At 40.7% G+C, this 21,953-nt stretch carries 27 protein-coding genes; 26 read left to right on the top strand and 1 reads right to left on the bottom strand.

Translation table 11 applies throughout. The features are described 5' to 3' along the window. Window positions 1-48 precede the first annotated feature (48 nt). The 8 genes from rpsP to ylqF all read left to right on the top strand — a co-directional run bounded on the left by rpsP (window position 49) and on the right by ylqF (window position 4,603). On the top strand, window positions 49-321 hold the full coding sequence (gene rpsP, locus F9B85_RS01735; RefSeq protein WP_151617878.1) for a 30S ribosomal protein S16: 273 nt from the start codon (window positions 49-51) through the stop codon (window positions 319-321). A 36-nt stretch (window positions 322-357) separates the two neighbouring features. Next, window positions 358-585 (top strand): KH domain-containing protein, encoded by a 228-nt coding sequence (locus tag F9B85_RS01730; protein WP_151617877.1) that lies wholly within the window; start codon window positions 358-360, stop codon window positions 583-585. Between the two features lie 72 nt (window positions 586-657). Continuing rightward, window positions 658-1,179: a ribosome maturation factor RimM gene (gene rimM / locus F9B85_RS01725; protein WP_151617876.1), complete on the top strand. Its 522-nt coding sequence runs from the start codon at window positions 658-660 to the stop codon at window positions 1,177-1,179. Window positions 1,180-1,187: 8 nt separating this feature from the next. Further along, entirely contained in the window at window positions 1,188-2,006 is an 819-nt protein-coding gene (gene trmD / locus F9B85_RS01720; RefSeq protein ID WP_151617875.1) for a tRNA (guanosine(37)-N1)-methyltransferase TrmD, read from the top strand. Further along, a complete protein-coding gene (locus tag F9B85_RS01715) occupies window positions 1,990-2,589 on the top strand; it encodes an RNA methyltransferase (RefSeq protein ID WP_151617874.1) in 600 nt (199 codons plus the stop codon). Before trmD ends, F9B85_RS01715 begins: the two co-directional genes overlap by 17 nt. Window positions 2,590-2,760: 171 nt before the next feature. Further along, window positions 2,761-3,105, top strand: coding sequence for a 50S ribosomal protein L19 (rplS, locus tag F9B85_RS01710; protein ID WP_151617873.1), 345 nt, complete (start codon window positions 2,761-2,763; stop codon window positions 3,103-3,105). 83 nt (window positions 3,106-3,188) lie between these two features. Next, the gene (gene lepB, locus F9B85_RS01705; RefSeq protein WP_151617872.1) at window positions 3,189-3,755 is read left to right on the top strand and encodes a signal peptidase I; all 567 of its coding nucleotides are present in this window, start codon (window positions 3,189-3,191) and stop codon (window positions 3,753-3,755) included. Further along, window positions 3,755-4,603, top strand: a complete 849-nt coding sequence (gene ylqF, locus F9B85_RS01700) for a ribosome biogenesis GTPase YlqF (protein WP_151617871.1) — start codon at window positions 3,755-3,757, stop codon at window positions 4,601-4,603. Before lepB ends, ylqF begins: the two co-directional genes overlap by 1 nt. A gap of 27 nt (window positions 4,604-4,630) precedes the next feature. Here ylqF and F9B85_RS01695 read toward each other — a convergent pair whose 3' ends face one another. Continuing rightward, complete coding sequence (locus tag F9B85_RS01695; protein ID WP_151617870.1) at window positions 4,631-5,509, bottom strand: polysaccharide deacetylase family protein; 879 nt, start codon at window positions 5,507-5,509, stop codon at window positions 4,631-4,633. 239 nt (window positions 5,510-5,748) lie between these two features. On the opposite strand from F9B85_RS01695, the gene F9B85_RS01690 reads away from it, so the two are divergent. The 18 genes from F9B85_RS01690 to dprA all read left to right on the top strand — a co-directional run bounded on the left by F9B85_RS01690 (window position 5,749) and on the right by dprA (window position 21,949). Continuing rightward, window positions 5,749-6,327 carry a ribonuclease HII gene (locus tag F9B85_RS01690; protein ID WP_151617869.1) on the top strand — a complete coding sequence of 193 codons (579 nt, stop codon included), beginning with the start codon at window positions 5,749-5,751 and terminating at the stop codon, window positions 6,325-6,327. A 36-nt stretch (window positions 6,328-6,363) separates the two neighbouring features. Further along, window positions 6,364-7,812, top strand: a complete 1,449-nt coding sequence (locus tag F9B85_RS01685) for a hypothetical protein (RefSeq protein ID WP_151617868.1) — start codon at window positions 6,364-6,366, stop codon at window positions 7,810-7,812. A gap of 12 nt (window positions 7,813-7,824) precedes the next feature. Further along, on the top strand, window positions 7,825-8,166 hold the full coding sequence (locus F9B85_RS01680) for an EscU/YscU/HrcU family type III secretion system export apparatus switch protein (RefSeq protein ID WP_151617867.1): 342 nt from the start codon (window positions 7,825-7,827) through the stop codon (window positions 8,164-8,166). A gap of 123 nt (window positions 8,167-8,289) precedes the next feature. After that, complete coding sequence (locus F9B85_RS01675; RefSeq protein ID WP_151617866.1) at window positions 8,290-8,664, top strand: NADH-quinone oxidoreductase subunit A; 375 nt, start codon at window positions 8,290-8,292, stop codon at window positions 8,662-8,664. Further along, complete coding sequence (locus F9B85_RS01670; RefSeq protein WP_151617865.1) at window positions 8,655-9,173, top strand: NADH-quinone oxidoreductase subunit B; 519 nt, start codon at window positions 8,655-8,657, stop codon at window positions 9,171-9,173. The genes F9B85_RS01675 and F9B85_RS01670 overlap by 10 nt, the downstream gene beginning before the upstream one ends. A gap of 1 nt (window position 9,174) precedes the next feature. Further along, complete coding sequence (locus F9B85_RS01665) at window positions 9,175-9,633, top strand: NADH-quinone oxidoreductase subunit C (RefSeq protein ID WP_151617864.1); 459 nt, start codon at window positions 9,175-9,177, stop codon at window positions 9,631-9,633. Window positions 9,634-9,652: 19 nt separating this feature from the next. After that, the gene (locus F9B85_RS01660) at window positions 9,653-10,747 is read left to right on the top strand and encodes an NADH-quinone oxidoreductase subunit D (RefSeq protein WP_170270085.1); all 1,095 of its coding nucleotides are present in this window, start codon (window positions 9,653-9,655) and stop codon (window positions 10,745-10,747) included. Window positions 10,748-10,772: 25 nt separating this feature from the next. After that, on the top strand, window positions 10,773-11,855 hold the full coding sequence (gene nuoH, locus F9B85_RS01655; RefSeq protein WP_151617863.1) for an NADH-quinone oxidoreductase subunit NuoH: 1,083 nt from the start codon (window positions 10,773-10,775) through the stop codon (window positions 11,853-11,855). Between the two features lie 3 nt (window positions 11,856-11,858). After that, complete coding sequence (locus F9B85_RS01650) at window positions 11,859-12,293, top strand: NuoI/complex I 23 kDa subunit family protein (protein WP_151617862.1); 435 nt, start codon at window positions 11,859-11,861, stop codon at window positions 12,291-12,293. Between the two features lie 7 nt (window positions 12,294-12,300). Beyond that, window positions 12,301-12,810, top strand: coding sequence for an NADH-quinone oxidoreductase subunit J family protein (locus F9B85_RS01645; RefSeq protein WP_151617861.1), 510 nt, complete (start codon window positions 12,301-12,303; stop codon window positions 12,808-12,810). Then, the gene (nuoK, locus tag F9B85_RS01640) at window positions 12,807-13,118 is read left to right on the top strand and encodes an NADH-quinone oxidoreductase subunit NuoK (protein WP_151617860.1); all 312 of its coding nucleotides are present in this window, start codon (window positions 12,807-12,809) and stop codon (window positions 13,116-13,118) included. The genes F9B85_RS01645 and nuoK overlap by 4 nt, the downstream gene beginning before the upstream one ends. 48 nt (window positions 13,119-13,166) lie before the next feature. Continuing rightward, complete coding sequence (gene nuoL, locus F9B85_RS01635) at window positions 13,167-15,083, top strand: NADH-quinone oxidoreductase subunit L (protein WP_151617859.1); 1,917 nt, start codon at window positions 13,167-13,169, stop codon at window positions 15,081-15,083. Further along, window positions 15,084-16,601 (top strand): complex I subunit 4 family protein, encoded by a 1,518-nt coding sequence (locus F9B85_RS01630; RefSeq protein ID WP_151617858.1) that lies wholly within the window; start codon window positions 15,084-15,086, stop codon window positions 16,599-16,601. It abuts the gene before it with no gap. A gap of 1 nt (window position 16,602) precedes the next feature. Beyond that, the gene (locus F9B85_RS01625) at window positions 16,603-18,021 is read left to right on the top strand and encodes an NADH-quinone oxidoreductase subunit N (RefSeq protein WP_151617857.1); all 1,419 of its coding nucleotides are present in this window, start codon (window positions 16,603-16,605) and stop codon (window positions 18,019-18,021) included. Window positions 18,022-18,219: 198 nt separating this feature from the next. Then, window positions 18,220-18,552: a NifB/NifX family molybdenum-iron cluster-binding protein gene (locus F9B85_RS01620; protein WP_151617856.1), complete on the top strand. Its 333-nt coding sequence runs from the start codon at window positions 18,220-18,222 to the stop codon at window positions 18,550-18,552. A 133-nt stretch (window positions 18,553-18,685) separates the two neighbouring features. Beyond that, window positions 18,686-19,063: a YraN family protein gene (locus F9B85_RS01615; RefSeq protein ID WP_151617855.1), complete on the top strand. Its 378-nt coding sequence runs from the start codon at window positions 18,686-18,688 to the stop codon at window positions 19,061-19,063. A 119-nt stretch (window positions 19,064-19,182) separates the two neighbouring features. Beyond that, on the top strand, window positions 19,183-20,736 hold the full coding sequence (locus F9B85_RS01610) for a YifB family Mg chelatase-like AAA ATPase (RefSeq protein ID WP_151617854.1): 1,554 nt from the start codon (window positions 19,183-19,185) through the stop codon (window positions 20,734-20,736). Window positions 20,737-20,851: 115 nt separating this feature from the next. Continuing rightward, the gene (gene dprA, locus F9B85_RS01605) at window positions 20,852-21,949 is read left to right on the top strand and encodes a DNA-processing protein DprA (protein WP_170270083.1); all 1,098 of its coding nucleotides are present in this window, start codon (window positions 20,852-20,854) and stop codon (window positions 21,947-21,949) included. The last annotated feature ends 4 nt before the right edge of the window (window positions 21,950-21,953 follow it).

Raw genomic sequence — 21,953 nt, 5'->3', positions numbered from 1 at the left:
TATACAAATCTGGCAATTAAGCTAAAGTCTTTGAAGGAGGTGATATTCTTGGCTACACGTATTCGTCTAAAGCGCATGGGTATGAAGAAAAAACCTTTTTACCGTGTTGTTGTCGCCGATTCGAGATCTCCTCGTGATGGGCGTTTTATTGAAGAAATTGGGTACTACAACCCTATTAAAGAACCTGCTGAAATCTCTATCGATGAAGAAAAAGCACTAAAGTGGCTACAAAATGGTGCTCAGCCTTCCGATACAGTAAGAGCTCTGCTCACCAAAGCTGGTGTTATTCAAAAGTGGACCGAAAGCAAAGCGCAAGGTTAAGGTCTTTGCTTTAGTTACCCCCCAGGAGGTAACATAATGAAAGAATTAGTGGAACTTTTAGCAAAAGCACTGGTTGATCAACCAGAAGCGGTGCAAGTTACACAAAAAGAGACGGACAAAGAAGTTTTACTAGAGTTACGAGTGGCGCCTGAAGATATGGGCAAAGTAATCGGTAAGCAGGGTAAGATTGCTAAAGCCATTCGAACCATGGTAAAAGCGGCGGCGGCTAAAGATGGTCGTCGTGTAACCGTCGAGATCATTTAATGTTTGAGACATAGATGATCCTGTGGAAGAGGGGGCAAGTGCTCCCTCTTTCTTTATTAGGAGGCTGTAAAAGTGAGAAAGCATGTTCGTGTTGGACAAGTAGTTAATACACAAGGCATTAAAGGTCAAGTTCGTGTATGGCCGCTCACAGGCTCTGTGGAACGATTTAAAACAATAAATAATGTCTATCTGGAAAAAACAATTCCAGGTCTTCCTGAAAAATTAACAATTACAGCCACTGGCCAGCTCAAAAAGCTGGTAATCCTTTCTTTTCAGGAAATCACCACAATGAATGAGGCTGAAAAATTAAAAGATTCCTATTTAATTATTCCTATTGAAGAAGTGCCTCCACGAGAAGAGGACAGTTATTATCATTTTGAGCTAGAAGGACTTAAGATCCTCACAGAAGAGGGCGAGCTATTGGGGCAATTACATGAAATTATTGAAACAGGTAGCAATGATGTTTATGTTGTTCGTAAAGAAGACAAAAGCCAGAAAGATTTACTCATTCCAGCTCTGAAGTCAGTTGTTCTTAAAGTTGATCTACAAGAAGGAACCATGGTTGTAAAATTACCAGAAGGATTGCTAGAGTAGTGGCATCTATGAATATTCATATTTTAACTATTTTTCCTGAGATGTTTCAGGGCCCCATGAGTAGCAGTATTATAGGAAGAGCTTGCCAAAAAGGACTTCTTTCTATAGAACCTCATAATTTACGCGATTATACAAAAGATAAGCACCGCCAAGTAGATGATACACCTTATGGTGGCGGGGCAGGTATGGTAATGAAAGCAGAACCTTTTTTTGAAGCTCTAACGGAGCTAACGGGTTCACCTAAGCAAAAAAAAGTAGGGCGAAAAATTATCATGCTAACGCCACAAGGCGCAACTTTTACACAAAAGAAAGCCCAAGAACTAGCTACTATGTCTGAAATTATTTTTTTATGCGGTCGTTATGAAGGTATTGATGAGCGCGTTCGGCAAACTTGGGTTGATGAAGAAATATCTATTGGTGACTACATCCTTACAGGCGGAGAATTAGCCACCATGGTGATTATAGATGCCCTTGTTCGTTTCCTACCCGGTGCTCTCGGTGACGAGATGTCAGCACAAGAAGAATCTTTTAGCGATGGACTTTTAGAGTATCCACAATACACTAAACCAGCAACTTGGCAAGGTATGACTGTACCCGCTCCTTTATTGAGTGGTCACCATGAACAAATCAGAAAGTGGCGACGTAAAGAAGCTTTTAAGCGAACTTATCAGTTTCGTCCCGAACTACTTAGGGGACGTTCTTTATCAATAGAAGACCAGATCCTTTTTGCAGAGGCTCTCCAAGAATTAGGGATGCCTGTAGAGATTGAGAAAAGCTCACGAAAGAAGAAAAGAAAGGGCCGAACAAAAGATGACATGGGAGAATGATCAACAGCGAAAAAAAGCCCTTTTGTATATAGCCCTTGTGCATCATCCTGTCTATAATAAAAACATGGACATAATAGCTACATCTGTCACCAATCTTGACCTACATGATATTTCGAGAACGGCAAGAACTTATGATGTGGCAGGTTACTTAATCCTACACCCACACTTAGCTCAACAAAGATTAGTGTCAGAAATTCTTCGTTACTGGACTGATGGATATGGAGCAGAATATAATCCTGATCGCAAAGAAGCTTTGGAAAGAATTGAAGTTCTAACTTCCGTAGAAGAAGCGATAAGTTATATAGAGCAGAAGGAAGGGCGCCGTCCCCAGATCATAACGACTGATGCTCGTATTTACGATAACTCGATCAGTTATAGTGGGATGAGAAAAAAACTGCAGACAGAAGAAGGCCCCTGGCTTCTTCTCTTTGGTACCGGTTTTGGCATGGAAAAAGAACTCATGGCTTCTGCAGACTATATCCTTCATCCCATCTGGGGCAGAGGAGACTACAATCACCTCTCCGTCCGCAGTGCTGCTGCTATTATCATCGATAGGTTACTTGGCGAAAGTTGGTTCGAATAAAACCTACAACGTTAGTCGACAAGTTACGAAGAAAAAACTTGCTGACAGGCATTTAGCTATGCTATAATCAGAGTGTTGTCTTTATGGGAGATTTATACTCCCTTAGCAAGGGTGGTCCGCTGGCTTCAAAAGGGAGTTAAGAACACCTGGGCCGGAAGGAGGGACTTTTTAATGCAAGAAATTATTCGTCAAATTGAAGCGGGTCAACTGCGTCAGGACATCCCCCAATTTGGCCCTGGAGACACTGTTCGTGTTCACGTGAAAGTTGTAGAAGGAAACCGTGAGCGGATTCAGATTTTTGAAGGTGTAGTCATCAAGATTAAAGGTGGCGGATTGAGAGAAACCTTCACAGTACGCCGTGTTTCTTATGGCGTTGCTGTTGAGCGTATTTTCCCCTTACATTCACCTCGCCTCGAAAAAATCGAAGTGATTCGTCGAGGACGTGTACGCAGAGCCAAACTGTACTACTTACGTGGCCTTTCTGGTAAAGCTGCTCGTATTAAAGATCGACGCTAACTTGAAAAGGGACTGGAAACCCAGTCCCTTTTTGACTATGTGCCTATGTAAAAAGATGGATTCTCAATTTCAGGAGGTGTCTCGTGGAAGAGATCCAACAACAACAAGATCTTGCTAATGGCACTGAAAAGAAAAAAGAAAAATCGGCCTTGCGAGAGATAGTTGAGTCTATACTGATAGCCATAGTGCTAGCCTTTATGATTCGCTATTTTCTTTTTCAGCCTTTTTATATTCCTTCAGGATCTATGGAACCGACCCTTAAGCCATATGATCGCATTATTGTTAGTAAGATGAGCTTTTGGTTTAGTGAACCTGAACGGGGCGATGTTATTGTTTTTCGCTATCCTCTCGATCCCAGTCGAGATTTTGTAAAACGAGTGATCGCTTTAGAAGGAGAAACGGTAGAGATTAGGAATAATCAACTTTTGATCAACAATGAAGTGATTGATGAACCTTATCTACCTCCTTTAGTTATGAGAGATTATGGTCCTACGAAAGTATCAGAGGGTCATCTTTTCGTACTGGGAGATAACCGTAACCATTCTGACGATAGTCGTTTTTGGGGCTTTGTTCCCGAGGAATATCTTGTTGGCAAATCAGTGCTTATTTACTGGCCTCCTGATAGAATTGAACTTTTGGGGGGTAAATAGTGACTTCTGTACAATGGTATCCAGGTCATATGACCAAAGCAAGGCGGCAAGTAACAGCTGATCTAGCAAAAGTAGATGTAGTCTTGGAATTGTTAGATGCTCGTATACCTATGAGTAGTCGCAATCCAGATATAGATAAAATCATTGGTGAAAAACCAAGGATTATCTTATTGAATAAAGCTGACTTAGCTGATAGTAACTTCACCAAAACTTTTATAGATTATTTTGCCCAAAATAACTTACGCTCCATTGCTATAGAAGCATCTACCGGTAAAGGATTCAATCTTATTTCTCCTGCTGTAGAGAAAGCCTCTGTACAATTGTTAGAGAAATGGAAGCAAAAGGGCATGAGGCCGCGCGCTTTTCGAGCTATGGTAGTAGGTATTCCTAACGTAGGCAAGTCATCGGTTATTAATCGATTAGCTCGTGCAAGGAAAACAGTGACAGCCAATCGACCTGGCGTTACGCGTGGACAGCAATGGGTAAAAGTAAGTGACAAACTTGAACTACTTGATACACCTGGTATTTTGTGGCCAAAGTTTGATGATCCCTTAGTTGGTTTGAAGCTAGCGGCTACAGGTGCTGTTAGTGACTTTGTTACCAACTTAGAAGAAATAGCCTTTTATGCCTTACAAGTAACGGAGCAAAGAAGCTCGGCAATTATTAAGGAACGTTATCATCTAGATTGTGATGCAGTTCCACATGAAGAATGGTTGGAAAAGATAAGCCGCCGCTTTGGTTTTTTGGTATCAGGTGGTAAAGCCGATACTATCAAAGGCTCAAAGCAAGTCTTGCAAGATTTTCGTGCTGGTAAACTTGGCAAGCACACTTTAGATTCAACTCCGTAGTTTCCTATACAAAGATGTATAGCACCCTTAATGGGGTGCTATTTCTATTTCGTATGGCTTAAGTTCATCAAGACTTACAAAGCTATATCCTTTTTTTTCGATCGTATCTATGATATTCTCTAGTTGATTTACAACAACCATGGAGTTGCCGTGCAAAAGAATAATTGCCCCAGGATGAAGTTGCTGAATTACGCCTTTATACACGTTTTGTGCGGAACTGTTTGGTTTCCAGTCCACAACAGCAATGCTCCAAAAAACACTTTGATAACCTAACTGTTTCGAAATTTCTAAGGTTTTGCGGCTAAACTCCCCTCTAGGAGGACGCAAATATTTTGGTTCGTAATTAACATGTTCTTTTATATGGTCGTGTAAGGACATTATTTCTTTGGTCAATTTTTCTTCAGAAATATCAGGTAAACTGGGATGTCCCCAAGTATGGTTTCCTACAATATGACCTTCTTCAACAATTCTTTTTAGAAGTTCAGGTTGTGTCTTTACCCAATGACCAGTGAAAAAAAAAGTAGCTTTTATATTGTGCTTATCTAGAATATCAAGGATCTGGGGAGTGGCGCCTTCTTTTTCATAACCCATGTCAAAGGTTAAAGTTACGTGCTTTTGGTCTTCTTTGCCAATATAAAAAGCTCCATATTCTTTTAATAAATCTTTTTCCCACTGAGGCACTTGCGGACCTTTTTCGTTTTTGGAGCGCACAAAGCCCCAGCCATATTTTTTGTTAGCTTTGGGAGATGCCATCAACTCATCTATAAACTCGATAGATTCTTGAGCCTCCGGATACCCTGGTGGTGGTGATGATTGGTTATTGTACGACCAATGATAACCACCATACAGAAGAACTATGGATAGGGCGAAGAATCCTAGGAGTTTTAACAGCCCTTTGTTTTTCAAGAATACCTCCCCTTCGTTAGTTCTGTATTACCTTTTAGTAGTTCCATTCTAGCTAAAAAGTTCTTTCGACTTTGCTTTTAGTCTATTTCTTTTTACAGAAACTATGGCAGGAATAAAGAGGCCTTTTTGGCATAAATCAATTTTCTATATGGATAAAGATGGCCTAAAGAAAAATAATGGAAAGGTGGTGAGGCTCACTGTCTAAATACAGTAAAATTTTATGGGACCATTGGACAGTAATGGAAAAAAATTTACGACAGAGTGGTCACAATTTATTGGCAGGTGTTGATGAAGTAGGGCGTGGACCTTTAGCAGGGCCTGTTGTTGCTGCGGCTGTAATCTTGCCTCCTTATTGCTATATCGACGGTTTAGCAGATTCCAAAAAAGTGAGCTCCTCAAAAAGAGAAAAGTTAGCTCAAGAAATTGCCGAGAAAGCAATTGCGCTCTCTGTAACGGTCATATCGGCTCGACATATTGATCAACAAGGAATTGTTCCTTCAACCTTTAAGGCTATGAACAGAGCCGTTGAGCATCTTAAGTTGACGCCTGATTATGTGCTTGTTGATGGCAACAAAGTTATTCCAACTTATCAAGGTCAACAAAGCTCTTTGGTTGGTGGTGACGGACTGGCCGCACCTATTGCGGCGGCTTCGATTATTGCTAAAGTTTTCCGAGATAACCAAATGATTCGCTTCAGTCGTATCTTTGCTGAATACGGTTTTGAGAAACATAAAGGCTATGGAACAGCAGAACATAGAAAAATATTATCCCAAGTAGGACCATCACCGATTCATCGACATTCTTTTTTACCAAAATAAATGTAAGCAATCTACAGTTTGAAGGAGTGAGCTTATATGGACCCTTCAATGCAAGTGTTGCTTCGAAGTACGATGGATCAAATTATTAAAGATCAAAATCCCAAAACTAATCATCAAAGACTGCTTTGGAGTGCTGGTACTCAGCTTCGTGGAGAAGTTGTACAAAGCTTAGGAGACGATACCTTTACCCTTTTAATAGATGGCAAAAAGGTAATATTACAGTCTAGCCATAATCTTCAAGTAGGGCAACCTGTAACTTTGCGTGTAGAAGGAAGCCAACAAGGTCAAGTTGTTGCTAAGCTTTTGCCGTCCCAACCTAACCAGAATTTGCAAGGAATCATGTATCAAGAAAGAAATCTTGCTAATAGCTTAGAAAAAATGGGCCTAAAGAACACGGTTGAAAACAGGCTAATCTACAGAGCTCTTATAGACTATCAGATAGAACTTACACCTGAAAGATTTCGGCAAGTTACTCAAGCTATGAATAGTTTAGGCAAAATTGACTACCCTACTGCGCAGATTACAGCTTTTGCCATAAAAGCAAACCTTCCTTTACAAAAAGATGTCCTTTTATTACTGCAAAAATCTTTTGGCTCTGAACATATCTTTAGAGAACTGCAATCATGGATTGAAGAAACTAAAAACATCACTAGAAATCTTCCTGGTCTATTAGCAAGTGCAGAACAGAAGGAAAATCCTTGGAAAGGAGACCTGCGCAATCAACAAGTCCTTATGACGAACCTAATGAAGAATGTAGAGCAGTTGGAAGAACAACTTAAAAATCTACTTATTAGAGGGAATGAAGATAAAAATATTATTCGAGATAAAGCAACTGCGGCAATAGAATCACAGCTCTTTCAACGACAAGAAGGCAAAGTTCTTTCTAAGGATTTAACTGCTGTAACATCATCGCAAAGGAATCTATTGCCTACTCTGATCAGTAACTCAGTAACACAACTAGAAGTATTGATGCAGTTTCCTGATGCTAGAGAAAAGTTCTCTCAATTGCTTCAAACCCTAGCTCGAGGTCTTGTTTTAGAGGAGGTGTGGGCAGGCAAACAGGTGCTTCAACATACTGACAAGTCTTCCAATCAGTCAGGAGATTACTATTATTTTCAGATACCTTTTCAACAGTCTGAAAACAAGGAAAGTGTAGCTCAACTAAGAGTTTATAAAGATGCTGGAAAAAGAAAAATAGATAAAAAAAATTTACGCCTAATTTTGCTGTTGCATATGGAACAGATGGGTCCTTTTAGTATGGAATTGCAAATTCAAAATGAAACTATTCAAGGTCGTGCAACTGTGCAGAATAAAGAGATAGCTTCTATAGCTCAATCTTTTTGGCCACAATTACAAAAGGACTTGGCTAGCTACGGTTACGCTCTTCATAATTTTGAATGGCACATAGGCGAGCCAGCTGACTTAAAGCCTGCTCTTGAAGCTCCCTCGAAAAAAGAGACAACAAAAGTTGATCTCTTTGTGTAGGAGGCTTGAACAATGGAAAAAGACAAAGATAAGCAAAAGGACCTTTTAGCTGTAGCTTTACGTTATAATCAAGCAAAAGAAAAGTCACCACGGGTTGTAGCAGTAGGTAGGAACTATTTGGCGCAAAGAATACTAGAAGTAGCTCAAAAAGAAAACATTCCCATAAAAAAAGATGCTTCTATGTCAGAGTTGCTGTCGAAGCTAGATTTAGGGGAAGAAATTCCTCCAGAATTATATCAAATCGTGGCAGAGCTTTTTGCCTTTATCTATCGTTTAGAAGCAAACTATGGCGAACATAAAATAGAGATGTTGCAAAAAGGTAACTTTTCAAAAGATTACAAAACAAAAAAGTAAAGCTTTTAGAAGGGTTTTTTGATTCCATAGAGAATATAAATTTTTTGGGATATAGCTTGCTTCCCTATATGCATTATCCGAAGACGTTTTTAATGTCAGTTCGTGGAGAAAGGAGGGGAGGCGGTGTTAAAAGACTATCTGGGCATAGGTATCTTTCTGGCTGTTGGCTTAGTAATGCCATTGATCATTTTAGCCGTATCAGCCTTGTTACAGAAAATCTCGATTCGATATGCCAAGACTGAAGGCCCTGCTAAGTATGAAACTTATGAGTGTGGTATCGAGACTAAAGGTGATACCTGGGTTCAGTTTAAGACAAGCTACTTTTTGTATGCTCTCGTCTTTGTTGTCTTTGATGTGGAAGCCATATTCTTGTTTCCCTGGGCTGTCACATTCCAGGAACTAGGTACTCCTGCATTTATTAAAATGTTTATATTTATTACAATTCTAGTTGTTGGATTCTGGCACGCCTGGAAGGAAGGAGCTTTGGAATGGAAATAGGAAAGGACAGAGATGTTCTTAATGAACGTCAGGTCCAGGATCTCGTCAAAAATAACATCATTTTAACGAGTCTTGACGCAGTTTTTAATTGGGCTAGAGGTAATTCCTTTTGGCCTCTTACTTCTGGTTTAGCCTGCTGTGCGATTGAGATGATGGCTTGTGGTACGAGCCGCTTTGACATTGCCCGTTTTGGCTATGAGGTTTTTAGACCTTCGCCAAGACAAGCTGATGTTCTTGTTGTGGCTGGTACGGTAACAGATAAAATGGCCGATCCTCTTGTTCGGTTATACGATCAGATGGCTGAACCTAAATGGGTCATTGCCATGGGTTCATGTGCTTGCACAGGTGGTCCTTTTATAGATTCTTATGCTGTTGTGCCTGGTGTAGATAAGATACTTCCAGTTGATGTTTACGTTCCAGGTTGTCCACCTCGTCCTGAAGCACTGATTGATGGGTTTTTGAAGCTCAAAGAAAAGGTGCAAAACCCGACGAAAGTGGGGTCTTTGTAAAATGGCTATTTCATTACTTGAAAAGTATTCAGTAGATGAAGTTTTTGCGCCCTTTCAAGAAGTTGTTCAAGTGGAAGGGGAAGGTGTAAGTCAGGCCGTAGTTGTTCCAAAAGAAAAACTTGTAACAATTATGGAACATTTGGCTCAGAACTTCTCTTTAGACTATCTCAGCGACCTTACTGCTGTCGATCGAGGCGAAAAAGGCTTCGAAGTCGTTTATAATCTATTTTCCATCTCCAAAAAGTTTGAATTATGTGTGAAGACTCTAACTTCACAAAGTGAAGCTGAAGTGCCGACGGTCATACCTGTATGGCCAGGCGCTGATTGGATGGAACGTGAGGTTTACGATCTCATGGGAGTGACTTTTGCCGGTCATCCCAACATGACACGGTTGCTATTACCTGAGGAGTTCGAGGGTCACCCCTTACGAAAAACCTTTAAGCTTCAATCAAGAGCGTAGATAGGCTAGGTGAAATTCTTTGCAAACACAAACCTTTGAATTGAATATGGGTCCTCAGCATCCGGCGACACACGGTGTCTTGAGGGTTGTATTAGAACTAGATGGAGAAATTGTCGTTAAAGCGACACCTGTTATTGGTTATCTTCATCGCGGTATAGAAAAGATTTGTGAGAACAGGACCTATGTTCAGTCTATTCCTTTTACCGATCGGATGGACTACCTTTCTGGAATGAATAATAATTTGGCAATCTGTCAGACCATTGAAAAGCTTATGGCCTTAGAAATTCCTGAAAGAGCCGAGTATATCCGCGTGATTACAGCTGAACTCAATCGGATTGCCTCTCACATGATTACTATTGGTGTGTTAGCTCTAGACTTAGGCGGTTGGACTGGCATGGTTTATTGTTTTCGAGACCGCGAAAGGATTCTAGATCTATTTAATTCACTTTGTGGCGCACGCATGACTTTTAACTACATTCGCGTAGGCGGTGTAGGTTGGGATCTTCCTGAAGGCTGGCTCGATGAGTGCCGTCGCTTTCTAAAAGACTTGCCTGAGATGCTAAAGACCTATGAAGATCTGATCAGTGGCAATGAAATTCTCCAGATGCGCTTAAAAGGTGTAGCACCTTTAAGTGCTGAAAGAGCTATTGCTATGTCAGCTAGTGGTGCAGTTTTACGAGCTTCTGGTGTTGATTACGATGTTCGTAAAGCTAATCCCTATGGAATTTACGATCGATTTGACTTTGAAGTGCCTCTGGGCACGAGTGGCGACAACTGGGATCGATTCTATCTTCGCTATCTTGAAATAATTCAGTCAGCAAGAATTATCGAGCAAGCTTTAGAGCAAATCCCAGAAGGACCTGTGATGGCTAAGGTACCCAAAATGATTAAGCCACCTGTTGGCGAGGTTTATCATCATGTAGAAAATCCTCGTGGTGACTTAGGTTTCTACCTCGTCAGTGACGGTTCGCCGAAGCCCTATCGATGGCATGCACGGCGTCCGGCCATGATTAACCTGCAACTACTTGATGAGCTATCGAGAGGAACTTTTATTGCTGACGTAGTTGCGACTTTAGGTACTCTTGATCCTGTATTGGGAGAGGTGGATTGTTAATGCCACAAGGTGGGGAGACGAGGAAATGAACACCAATCAAGATATTCTGTTAACCATCGCTGCCACCTTACGTTCTTTTTTAGATCCTCTGCTGGGAAATCCCGATGTAGTAGACGTGACCATGTACGGTGTGGCTTTAGCAGCCATCTTAGGTATAATTTTTGGTAATGCCGTTATATTGGTCTGGGCAGAACGTAAAGTGGCAGGTTACATGCAATCACGTCCAGGACCAAACCGTGTGGGTCCCATCGGTTTGCTTCAGACTGTTGCAGATACGATTAAGTTGATTACCAAAGAAGATATTCGCCCAAAAGGCGTCGATCGCTGGGTATGGTTTTTGGCACCTGTCGTTCTTTTTGTACCCACATTGGCAGCTTATGCTGTTTTCCCTTTTTCTGAAGGTTTAATTGCCGTAGATTTGAATATCGGCTTGTTCTACTTTCTAGCAGTTGCTTCTACAGTAACGATTCCATTTTTGATGGCTGGCTGGAGTTCTAACAACAAGTACTCCTTAATAGGTGGTATGCGTTCTGTAGCTCAGATGGTGAGCTATGAAATTCCGCTAGTCTTCTCATTAATTGGTGTTGTTATGCTAGTTGGTTCCTTGAAGATGTCTTCTATCGTAGAGGCACAGTCAGGAATCTGGTTTATATTCTTACAACCGGTAGCATTTTTGATCTATGTAATAGCAGCAACAGCAGAGACCAACCGTACGCCCTTTGACCTCGTTGAAGGGGAATCAGAGATTGTTGCTGGACCGATGACAGAATACTCCGGTATGAAATGGTCTCTCTTTTTCTTAGCTGAATATGCCAATCTTTTTGCAGTTTCAGCTATTGCAACAACCGTCTTTTTAGGAGGCTGGCAACCACCACCGATGCCTGCTGTAATGCGCGACGCTGTAGCTTTTATTCCTGGATGGATCTGGTTTGCCGCCAAAACCTACTTTATGATTTTTCTCTTTATGTGGTTCCGGTGGACTTTCCCACGTTTTCGGGTTGACCAACTTATGTCTTTCGGTTGGAAAGTGCTATTGCCTCTGGCTTTGGCCAACATCCTGGTCACCGGTGTCGGTATCTATGCCTACCGCATAGCGATTGGAGGGTAATTGATGCTGGGTAAAAGTTTATTGACAGGGATGGCTGTAACCCTGAGAGAGCTTTTCCGTAAAAATGTGACAGAAGAGTATCCAGAGGTGCAACCGGAGCTAGGAGACCGATTCCGTGGAGGACGTCTGGACTTAGTCGTTAGTAAATGTATTGCTTGCGGACTTTGTATGAACAACTGTCCTAATGGCTCCATTAAGCTAAAAACTGTCAAAGATGAAAATAACAAACGTCAATTGGACAGCTACATTCATAATACTGGACTTTGCTTATTCTGTAATTTATGTGTAGAAGTTTGTCCAACCAAATGTCTCGTCTGGTCGAAAGAGTTTGCCTATGCTGGCTACTCTAGAGATGCATTAGTTTTTGATTGTATGGCACTAGACAGAGAACGAATTCATAGAGAAGAACAAAGTCAGACAACAGAGGAAAAGGGGTGAACGAACTGTGAATGAGACTGTCTACGTAATAGCCTTTTATATCTTAGCTGCTATTGTTCTTTTCTCAGCGATTGGTGTTGTAGTTCTCAAAAACATCGTTCACAGTGCACTCTTGTTGGCTTTGACTTTTGTTGGTGTAGCCGGTATTTATGTATTGCTCAATGCAGACTATTTAGCGGCTGTACAAGTTATGGTCTACGCTGGTGCGATTGCGATTCTCATCGCATTTGGTGTCATGTTGACGCGCAGGCCTAACATGAAAGAATCAAACCCCTTTAATTCAAGCGCTGTTGTAGGCTTTGTCGTTGCGGCGGGCCTTTTTGGAACGATGGCTTGGGCTATTTTGACTACAACCTTCCCGCTGGGTCTTACAGCACCGACTGATGAAATCTCCGTTCGCGGTGTTGCAAAACTGTTATTAGAAGACTACACTGTATCTTTTGAGGCAGCAGCCTTGCTCTTAACAGTGGCCATGGCTGGCGCTATTATCATTGCCAAGGGGGCGAAAAAAGCGTGACCATTGGATTGACTCACTTTTTAGTCCTTGGAGCGGCCCTCTTTTGCTTAGGTCTTTTTTGTGCCCTCTCTAAACGCAATTTGATTGCCATTTTGATGGGTATTGAGTTAATGCTCAATGCTGTCAACGTGAATCTAATTGCTTTTAATAAGTTTGTTGCTCCAGGAAGCTTTGAGGGACAAGTCTTCTCCATTTTCATTATTGCAGTTGCCGCTGCTGAAGTAGCTGTAGGTTTGGCACTCGTCATTAGCATCTACCGAGATCGCACTACTTCCAGTGCGGAAGAACTGAACTGGCTCAAGTTGTAAGCGATTATTAGATGCGACTTTCGTAGTAAAGGTAGGTGTGATGGGGCAATGGCTTTTGCCCAATTTAGTTTAGAAAATGCCTGGCTTATTCCATTACTGCCCTTCGTAGCCTTTTTGTTGATTGTCTCTTTCTTCAGAAATATGGAAAAGACAGCTTCAACAACGGCTATCATATCAAGTGTGATATCTTTTGCACTTGCATTAGGAGTAGTGGCGGCCGTATTGCAAAGACCGGAGTTAATTGAAGAACCCCTCGTATATTCGATGCGCTGGTTCTCTATGCCCGGCTTAGAAGTATCCATGGGTGTGCTTATTGACTCAGTAACAGCAATGATGCTCTTTGTTGTTACGCTTGTTGCCACCATGGTAATGATTTACTCAACAGGTTATATGAAAGGCGACCCTGGTTATAGTCGCTTCTTCGCATACCTATGTCTCTTTGCAGCATCCATGTTAGGACTCGTTATTTCTACTAACTTGTTGCAAATGTTTGTTTTCTGGGAGCTTGTAGGCCTCTGCTCTTATTTGCTGATTGGATTCTACTACTTTAAAGACTCAGCCAAAGAAGCAGCCAAAAAAGCCTTCATTACAACTCGTATTGGAGACTTTGGTTTGCTCATCGGTATCTTGTTAATCCAAGTTAACTTTGGCACCTTAGAGTTTGTTGAATTGGCTGAAATGATGCCAGCCTTTGCACTGGCTCATCCTTTTCTAGTTACATTGATGGGTATTTTGGTCTTCGTTGGACCAATCGGTAAGTCAGGTCAGTTCCCCTTGCACGTCTGGTTACCTGATGCCATGGAAGGCCCTTCTCCAGTATCAGCTCTGATTCACGCCGCAACGATGGTTGTTGCTGGTGTTTATCTAGTAGCTAGAGCTTTTACTCTTTTCCAGTTCTCTCCAGAAGCTATGATGGTGATTGCTTATATTGGTGGCTTTACGGCCTTGTTTGCGGCAGCCATTGCCATAACACAACGAGAGATGAAGAGAATTCTAGCCTACTCAACAGTCTCACAGCTAGGTTACATGATGTTGGCTTTAGGTGTAGGTAGTCTTTCGGCTTCCATGTTCCATTTGATGACTCATGCTTTCTTTAAAGCCTTAATGTTCCTTGCTGCTGGATCTGCCTTACACGCTATTCATGGTCGTACTGATATCTTCCAAATGGGTGGACTATACAAAAAAATGCCTTGGACAGCAGGTTTTATGGTAATCGGTTTGTTGGCCATCGCAGGGATACCACCTTTTGCTGGTTTCTGGTCCAAAGATGAAATCGTATTAGCGGCTCAATTAGGTGGCTATACTGATCTTTATTATGTGGCCAAAATTACAGCATTTATGACTGCTTTTTATATGTCACGCATGGTTTTTGTTGCTTTCTTCGGCAAAGAAAACCCCGAAAATCATCCCCACGAATCGCCTATTAACATGCTAGCCCCTATGGGTGTATTAGCCTTTTTAGCAATCTTCGGTGGTCTCGTTGGGGCACCTTGGGTAGAAAAAGGTTTCAGCTACTGGGTACGCTATGGCGAATACGTTCCACATCAAGCTGATCTGATGACCATGGCTAGTTCTGTGCTAATTGCTGGAGCTGGGATAGCTCTTGCTTGGGTTATCTATGGTGCTAAATGGATTGATGCTAGCATGTTGGCTGAAAAAGCTTCTTTCCTACACAAGCTTTCCTACAATAAGTTCTACATTGATGAGATCTATCAGTGGATGAATGAGAAGATCGTAGCTGGCACTAGTCGTGTTCTCTATTGGATAGATCTTCGCGTTGTAGATGGTGCTGTAGATGGCTCAGCTAAACTTACAGGTTGGTTAGGCGATAAATTGCGACTTTCTCAAACGGGTCAATTACAACATTATGCCATGATATTCTTTGCTGCTGTTGTGCTGTTAGTAGCGATCATGGGTATGATGGGTGCAGAAACTGCTATGGCTCTGATCGGAGGTGGAAAGTAAGTGGACTTTCCTTTGCTTACCATCGCCCTACTAACACCACTCGTTGGGGCATTGGCCTTGGCTTTCGTTCCCAAAGATGAGCATAAGGTGATCAAATCTTTATCTGCTCTATTCACAGGAATTCCCTTACTGCTTACTATTTATGCGTATTTCACTTACGATTTTGCACAAGGCGGTATGCAATTCGTTGAAGAAGTTCAATGGGTTAAAGATTTAGGTATAACCTATATCATGGCCGTTGATGGCATTTCTTTACCCATGTTACTTTTAACGAACTTGATTGGATTTAGTGCTGTTTTCGCTTCTTGGAATATTGAGAAAAGGCCCAAAACATTTTTTATCTTGCTACTCATTTTGATTGCCGGTGTTATGGGAACCTTTATCGCCCAAGACTTATTCTTCTTCTTCTTGTTCTATGAAGTGGTTGTAATTCCACTTTATATCATGGTTATCATTTGGGGTTCTAGCAAACGAGTTACCAAAGAATACGCTGGTATGAAGCTAACTATCTACCTGCTTATTGGTTCAGCACTCTTATTGGTTGGTCTACTTGCTATGTACCTCAATGCTTATCCTGCTGGCGAGAGAACTTTCTTAATTGAAAGTTTACAACAAGCGAATTTTAGTGACGAATTCCAGATCTTTGCCTTTTTCTTGTTACTAGTTGGCTTTGGCTCACTCTTATCTATGTTTCCTTTCCATTCATGGTCACCAGATGGATACGCTGGTGCACCGACGGCTGTTTCGATGATTCACGCAGGCGTACTGAAAAAGATTGGTGGTTATGGCCTGATTCGTATTGGTATTTTAGCACTTCCTGTAGGCGCAAAATTTTGGGCGCCCTTGATAGCTGTACTTGCTGTTGCGAACGTTGCTTATGCGGCCATGATTGCTCTTTCTCAGAAAGATTTGAAGTATGTTGTTGGTTATTCTTCAGTCAGCCATATGGGCTTCGTCTTGATAGGCTTAGCTGCCATGAATATCATTGGCATTAACGGAGCTATTGCTTATATGTTCGCCCATGGTGTTATGTCTGCCTTATTCTTTGCCTTGATTGGACATGTATATGAGAAAACTCATACTCGATACATCCCCGATTTAGGCGGTTTATCACACCAGATGCCACGCCTAGCAGTTGGTTTTATGATTGCTGGTATGGCCGCTCTTGGTTTGCCTGGATTGATATCTTTCGTTCCAGAATTCACTATTTTCATTGGTGCTTTCCAAGAGTTCCCAATAATGACGGTGATTGCGATTACTGGTATTATCATCACAGCTCTTTACACCCTACGTGTATTGGCAAACGTCCTCTTTGGACCACGCCGAGCAGAGCTTGACAAGTATCGCGATTTGCAAGGTCCAGAGATGGTACCCCTAATCCTCTTAGGAGCTGTAATTATCGTAACTGGATTCTTCCCAGCTCTCTTGATGGATATGGTTAACGCAGGCGTTGAACCTTTGATTGGTCCTCTTCTTGACATGCTTGGTGATACGCCAACCATAGGAGGTGGATTCTAAGATGAATTACAGCTTGCTATCCACCGAAATGTTAATGGCCGCCCTGGGTATCGGTCTACTGGTTTTGACCATTCTTTCACCAAGAGAAAAGGGACATCAAGGTATCGGTTACGCAGCTGTCTTTGGTATGGTAGCCATTTTAGTGGCAACATCATTTCAATACGGTATTAATGAAACAACTTTTCGTGAGATCTGGATAGTTGATGATTTTGCTGTTTTTATGAAACAACTCTTCTTAGTTTCAGCAATATTTGTCACCTTATCTTCTTTAGATTATGTTCGTTCTCTACCAAAATACCATGGCGAATTCTTTGTTATGATAATTTTTGCCACTCTTGGTATGATGGTTATGGCATCAGCCAATGATCTGATTACTCTTTTCGTTGGCATGGAGTTAATGACTGTCACTTTCTTCGTCCTAGTTTCCTTTTTACTTGGAAACGGTCGATCTTCTGAAGCAGGTATTAAGTACTTGATCCTAGGGGCTACTTCGTCAGCTATTATGTTATATGGCATGAGCTTACTATATGGTTTGACCGGTACGACAATCATTCCTGAACTCGTAGACGGTCTCACATGGAGTCCAGCTCTTGCTGTTGCAGTAATCATGATTTTAGCTGGCTTTGGCTTCAAAATTGCTGCCATTCCTTTTCACATGTGGTCACCTGATATCTATGAGGGTGCACCAACACCAATTACAGCATTCTTAGCTGTAGCGTCTAAAGCGGCTGGTTTTGCTGTTATGATTCGTCTCTTTATTCAAGGTGTACCTGTTACAACAGGTGTAGATTGGATAGTTATTATTGCTGGTTTGGCCGCTATTACCATGATTGTTGGTAACGTAATTGCCATTCCACAGACGAATATTAAGAGAATGTTAGCTTACTCATCTATTGCTCAAGCTGGTTATTTGCTTGTCGGTATGATGGCCGCTGACGTAGCTGGTATAAAAAGTATCCTTTTCTATGCCATGATCTATGTCTTTGCCAACATTGGTGCTTTTGCAGTTGCTATTGTAGTTGGTAAACATCTTAACTCAGACAAAATTTCTGACTACGCGGGATTAGGACAGCGCCAACCTTTATTAGCCATAGTTATGACAGTTAGTTTACTATCACTAGCTGGTATCCCTCCGCTGGCAGGCTTTGTAGGTAAGTTATATCTCTTTGCGGCCATTATGGACCAAGGTGTTCTTTGGCCAGCATTCATTGGATTTGTTATGTCTATGATTTCAGTATATTATTACCTCAATGTGTGTCTCTATATGTGGAGAGACGATCCTAAGGATGATCAACCAATTCATGTTAGTGGAGCTATTAAGCTTACTGTTGTGGTATCTATGGTTGTCACTTTGGTCTTGGGAGTCTATCCTCAGCCATTGGCAGAAATGGCTAATATTGCAGCCAAAGCATTATTCTAAACACTTCAATGAAGAAGTAAGTCTTTTTATAAGACTTACTTCTTTTTTTATTCTTTCAAAATAAAAAGCATAGATAGAAAAGATTATATAAGTGAAATTTAACTACAATATTTGATTTATTATTTTTACTCTGGTCTTGTGTTTATTGAATATGAATGATTATTTTAATTAAAAATATTGAAAGGACGATGAAGCAAAATGTTAAAAGTAGCAGTAGCAAGTAGTGATGGAAAAGTAGTTAATCAGCATTTTGGTCGAACGAAACAGTTTTTAATTTTTCAAGTTGAAGAAGGCATTTATAGATTTTTAGAACTTCGTACTACATCACCAGCCTGTAGGGGACAAAATCATAATGAAGGTAAAATGGAGGAGATGATCGAAACTATAAGTGATTGTAAAGCTGTCCTTGTAAGCCAAATTGGTGCAGGTGCAACAGATAAATTATTAGCTAAAGGTATAGAAGCTTTTATAATACCAATTTTTATTGATGATGCTCTTAAAGCATGGATGGAAATGGAAGGCCTTGCATGAACTTTATAATACAATTATTTAAGGGCAGTCACAAAGATTGCCCTTAAATAATTGTTAAAAATGGTTATAAAAAGAAGGAAAAGATCGATTAAAAAAGAATGGCTTTCCAAGTAGAAAAATAGTAGGTGATATTATGAATCATAAAGTTCTTCTAGGACGATGGGGCGAAGAACAAGCTTGTCTTTTCCTTCTTGAAAAAGGATGGATACTAAAAAAGAAAAATTATCGATGCTCTTTTGGTGAAATTGACTTAATTTTTAACGATGAAAAAAGTATTGTTTTTGTAGAAGTTCGTACACGCTCCTCAGATCGTTGGGGACGAGCTGAAGAAACAATTGACTATAAAAAGAAAAGAAGACTACTGCTAGTAGCTTCGAATTATTTACAACAGGAGCAATCAGTTTTTCAGCAAATACGGTTTGATTTAATAAGTATAAACTTAAATAACAATTGTCCAGAAGATAGCAAAGGTTTTCATATAGATCATCGCAAAGCTATATTTACGCCTTAAAAACCAATATCATAAAGAGTAAAAAAGGCAATAAAGGAATATAATTACTATTTGTCGAAACTCATAGAGTAATTATTTATTAGTTTTTTTAATCGATCATAATTGAGGAGTTGTCCCAAATGCTTGCAAGAGTTCGAAGCGTTGTTTTAGAAGGTATGATAGCTAGGCCTGTGCTAGTTGAAGTTGATGTATCTAATGGCTTACCTGCCTTCGATCTTGTTGGATTACCAGCTACAGCTGTTCGAGAAGCACGAGAACGAGTTCGAACGGCCATTAGAAATAGTGGTTTTAGTTTTCCTTTACATAGAATAACTGTTAATTTGGCACCAGCTCATGTACGTAAAGAAGGTACTGTATTAGATATACCTATTGCTTTAGGTGTTTTATCAGCAACAGGCCAAGTTAACCTTCAAAGATATATAAGTGATTATTTTGTTGGAGAATTAGCATTAGATGGTTCTGCCCGACCTGTGGAAGGAATCTTAGCTATGGTTTATGGATTGTCAAAAAATCATATGAACGAAGATAAGACAATTCAAATATGGGTACCAGAAGCGAATATAGGTGAAGCTTCAAGGATTACGCAGTTAAAAAGTCAAGCAGTAAAAAATCTTCAAGAAGTTATACATAGCTTACAACATCCTCATGAAGAGAAAGGGAGAATCATAAATATAACGAAAAAAAGCACTCATAATGACAGTAGAGTAGAAAGTGCTTATGATTTAAGTCAAATAAAAGGTCAAAGTATAGCTAAACGAGCTTTAGAAATTACAGCGGCAGGAGGACATAATCTTCTTATGACTGGTCCACCTGGTACGGGGAAGACAATGTTAGCTCGCTGTCTGCCAACCATACTTCCACCAATGTCTTATCAAGAGTCTTTAGAAACAACGATGATTTACTCCGTTACAGGTGGACTTCTTGATGATAGTACCTGGATTACAGAAAGACCTTTTCGAACACCTCATCATCACAGTACTATGACAGCACTTATTGGCGGAGGAAGGACACCTAGACCAGGAGAGATCAGCTTAGCCCATCATGGTGTTTTGTTTATGGATGAATGGCCTGAATTTACAAGAGAACTTCTAGATGCACTCCGACAACCTCTAGAAGATGGGGAAGTAACTATATCAAGACAAGGTGGAACTTATACTTTTCCATCAAAATTTATCCTTGTTGCAGCGATGAACCCTTGTCCTTGTGGCTATCTAGGAGCAGAAGATGATCAAGAATGTAATTGCACCCCTTATGCAATTGAACGATATAAGCATCGTATATCAGGACCATTATGGGATCGTATGGATATACAAGTAAAAGTAACTAGGCCTAAGTATGAATCATTACGTCAAAAAGAAGGACCAGAGGAAAGTTCAGCACAGATGAGAGAAAGAGTTATGATAGCAAGAGAACGGCAATTAGAACGATTATTGCCTTATGAAAAGAAAAATAAAGTTTTTTGCAATGCCCATTTAGATGCAGAATTGCTTGAAAAGACTTGTATTTTAGAAAAAGAGGCAGAACAGTTGTTAGAAATGGCCTATAAACAATTTCACCTTAGTGGGCGAGGACTTCATCGCTTAATCAAAGTGGCTAGAACAATAGCTGATCTCAGAGGTGCAGAAACAATATCAAGCATTGATTTAGCAGAGGCAATACAATATCGATTGTGAAAAGATCTCTTTTTTTCCTTGACAAGTATTCATGAAGTCATTAATGTTAAATACAATCTATGGCACGATTATCCAGCTGTTAATGGCTGTTAATTGTACCTTGGAGGGAAGAACTATGCAGATAATTTCTGAAAGAGAGCGTCCTTACTGGATAGCTTTGGCGTCCTTACCTGGCATAGGTGCTAGAAGATTTCATAGCATTGTAAGTCATTTTGGCTCTGCGGAATCAGCTTGGCTTGCCTCAGATAAGGAATGGGATGGTATTGCTGGTTTAACTTTATTAGGTTGGCAAAAAACTTTACAATGTCGAAGAAAGGACTATTTATCTTCCTTTTTGGAACGTATACATTATGGAGCAATAAAAGCCTTAACTTTATATGATGATGAATATCCAGAACTTTTGCGTTCTATTGCCGATCCTCCGCCGGTTTTATATACAAAAGGACAGATCGAAAAGAACGATAAGGTGAATATGGCCATAGTGGGCACTCGTAAGCCTACTGCATATGGAGAAAAAGTATGTTCACTCTTAACAGAAGAATTGGTTCAGCAGGGTAGGACAATCATAAGTGGTCTCGCTAGAGGAATTGATGGTATCGCTCATCGTAAAGCTTTGGAAAAAAAAGGCCGGACTCTTGCGGTATTGGCTTGTGGACTTGATACTATCTATCCAAAAGAACATAATAATTTAGCATCAGCTATATTAGAAAAGGGTGCACTGATCAGTGAATATCCGCCGGGGTCGCCAGCTGAACCTGGTAAATTTCCCGCACGCAACAGAATTATTTCAGGGCTTTCTCAGGGCGTTATTGTGATTGAAGCAGGAGAGAGGTCAGGCGCTCTGATCACAGCCGACCAAGCTTTAGAGCAAGGTCGGGAAGTATTTGCTGTTCCCGGCCCTATTACTTCACGCCAAAGCGTAGGGACAAATCGCTTAATACAGCAGGGAGCTAAACTAATTACTTCTATAGAAGATGTGCTTTCGGAAGTGCAAATGCAGTTTAACTTTCTAAATAGTCCCCAGCAAGAAAGCAGCTTAGAACCTAGCGAAAAAGTTATTTTATCCCAACTCAATTGGGAGGGGAAAAGTATTGATCAATTGGTGCACTGCACAGGAATGAAAGGTGCAGAAATAGCATCAATATTAACCTTATTAGAAATGAAAGGCCTGGTAAAATCACTACCAGGAGGAAGCCATTTTGTTGTCCAATAATTAA

Origin of the sequence: Heliorestis acidaminivorans (genome assembly GCF_008933955.1) — a bacterium.
GTDB lineage: Bacteria > Bacillota > Desulfitobacteriia > Heliobacteriales > Heliobacteriaceae > Heliorestis > Heliorestis acidaminivorans.
This window is presented reverse-complemented; position numbering and strand designations above follow the sequence as displayed.

Excerpts from the sequence above, each read along its gene's own strand:
- F9B85_RS01730 (WP_151617877.1), top strand. The coding sequence starts at position 358 with ATGAAAGAATTAGTGGAACTTTTAGCAAAAGCACTGGTTGATCAACCA.
- trmD (WP_151617875.1), top strand. The coding sequence starts at position 1,188 with ATGAATATTCATATTTTAACTATTTTTCCTGAGATGTTTCAGGGCCCC.
- F9B85_RS01715 (WP_151617874.1), top strand. The coding sequence starts at position 1,990 with ATGACATGGGAGAATGATCAACAGCGAAAAAAAGCCCTTTTGTATATA.
- rplS (WP_151617873.1), top strand. The coding sequence starts at position 2,761 with ATGCAAGAAATTATTCGTCAAATTGAAGCGGGTCAACTGCGTCAGGAC.
- F9B85_RS01690 (WP_151617869.1), top strand. The coding sequence starts at position 5,749 with ATGGAAAAAAATTTACGACAGAGTGGTCACAATTTATTGGCAGGTGTT.
- F9B85_RS01685 (WP_151617868.1), top strand. The coding sequence starts at position 6,364 with ATGGACCCTTCAATGCAAGTGTTGCTTCGAAGTACGATGGATCAAATT.
- F9B85_RS01680 (WP_151617867.1), top strand. The coding sequence starts at position 7,825 with ATGGAAAAAGACAAAGATAAGCAAAAGGACCTTTTAGCTGTAGCTTTA.
- F9B85_RS01670 (WP_151617865.1), top strand. The coding sequence starts at position 8,655 with ATGGAAATAGGAAAGGACAGAGATGTTCTTAATGAACGTCAGGTCCAG.
- F9B85_RS01665 (WP_151617864.1), top strand. The coding sequence starts at position 9,175 with ATGGCTATTTCATTACTTGAAAAGTATTCAGTAGATGAAGTTTTTGCG.
- nuoH (WP_151617863.1), top strand. The coding sequence starts at position 10,773 with ATGAACACCAATCAAGATATTCTGTTAACCATCGCTGCCACCTTACGT.
- F9B85_RS01650 (WP_151617862.1), top strand. The coding sequence starts at position 11,859 with ATGCTGGGTAAAAGTTTATTGACAGGGATGGCTGTAACCCTGAGAGAG.
- nuoL (WP_151617859.1), top strand. The coding sequence starts at position 13,167 with ATGGCTTTTGCCCAATTTAGTTTAGAAAATGCCTGGCTTATTCCATTA.
- F9B85_RS01625 (WP_151617857.1), top strand. The coding sequence starts at position 16,603 with ATGAATTACAGCTTGCTATCCACCGAAATGTTAATGGCCGCCCTGGGT.
- F9B85_RS01620 (WP_151617856.1), top strand. The coding sequence starts at position 18,220 with ATGTTAAAAGTAGCAGTAGCAAGTAGTGATGGAAAAGTAGTTAATCAG.
- F9B85_RS01615 (WP_151617855.1), top strand. The coding sequence starts at position 18,686 with ATGAATCATAAAGTTCTTCTAGGACGATGGGGCGAAGAACAAGCTTGT.
- F9B85_RS01610 (WP_151617854.1), top strand. The coding sequence starts at position 19,183 with ATGCTTGCAAGAGTTCGAAGCGTTGTTTTAGAAGGTATGATAGCTAGG.
- dprA (WP_170270083.1), top strand. The coding sequence starts at position 20,852 with ATGCAGATAATTTCTGAAAGAGAGCGTCCTTACTGGATAGCTTTGGCG.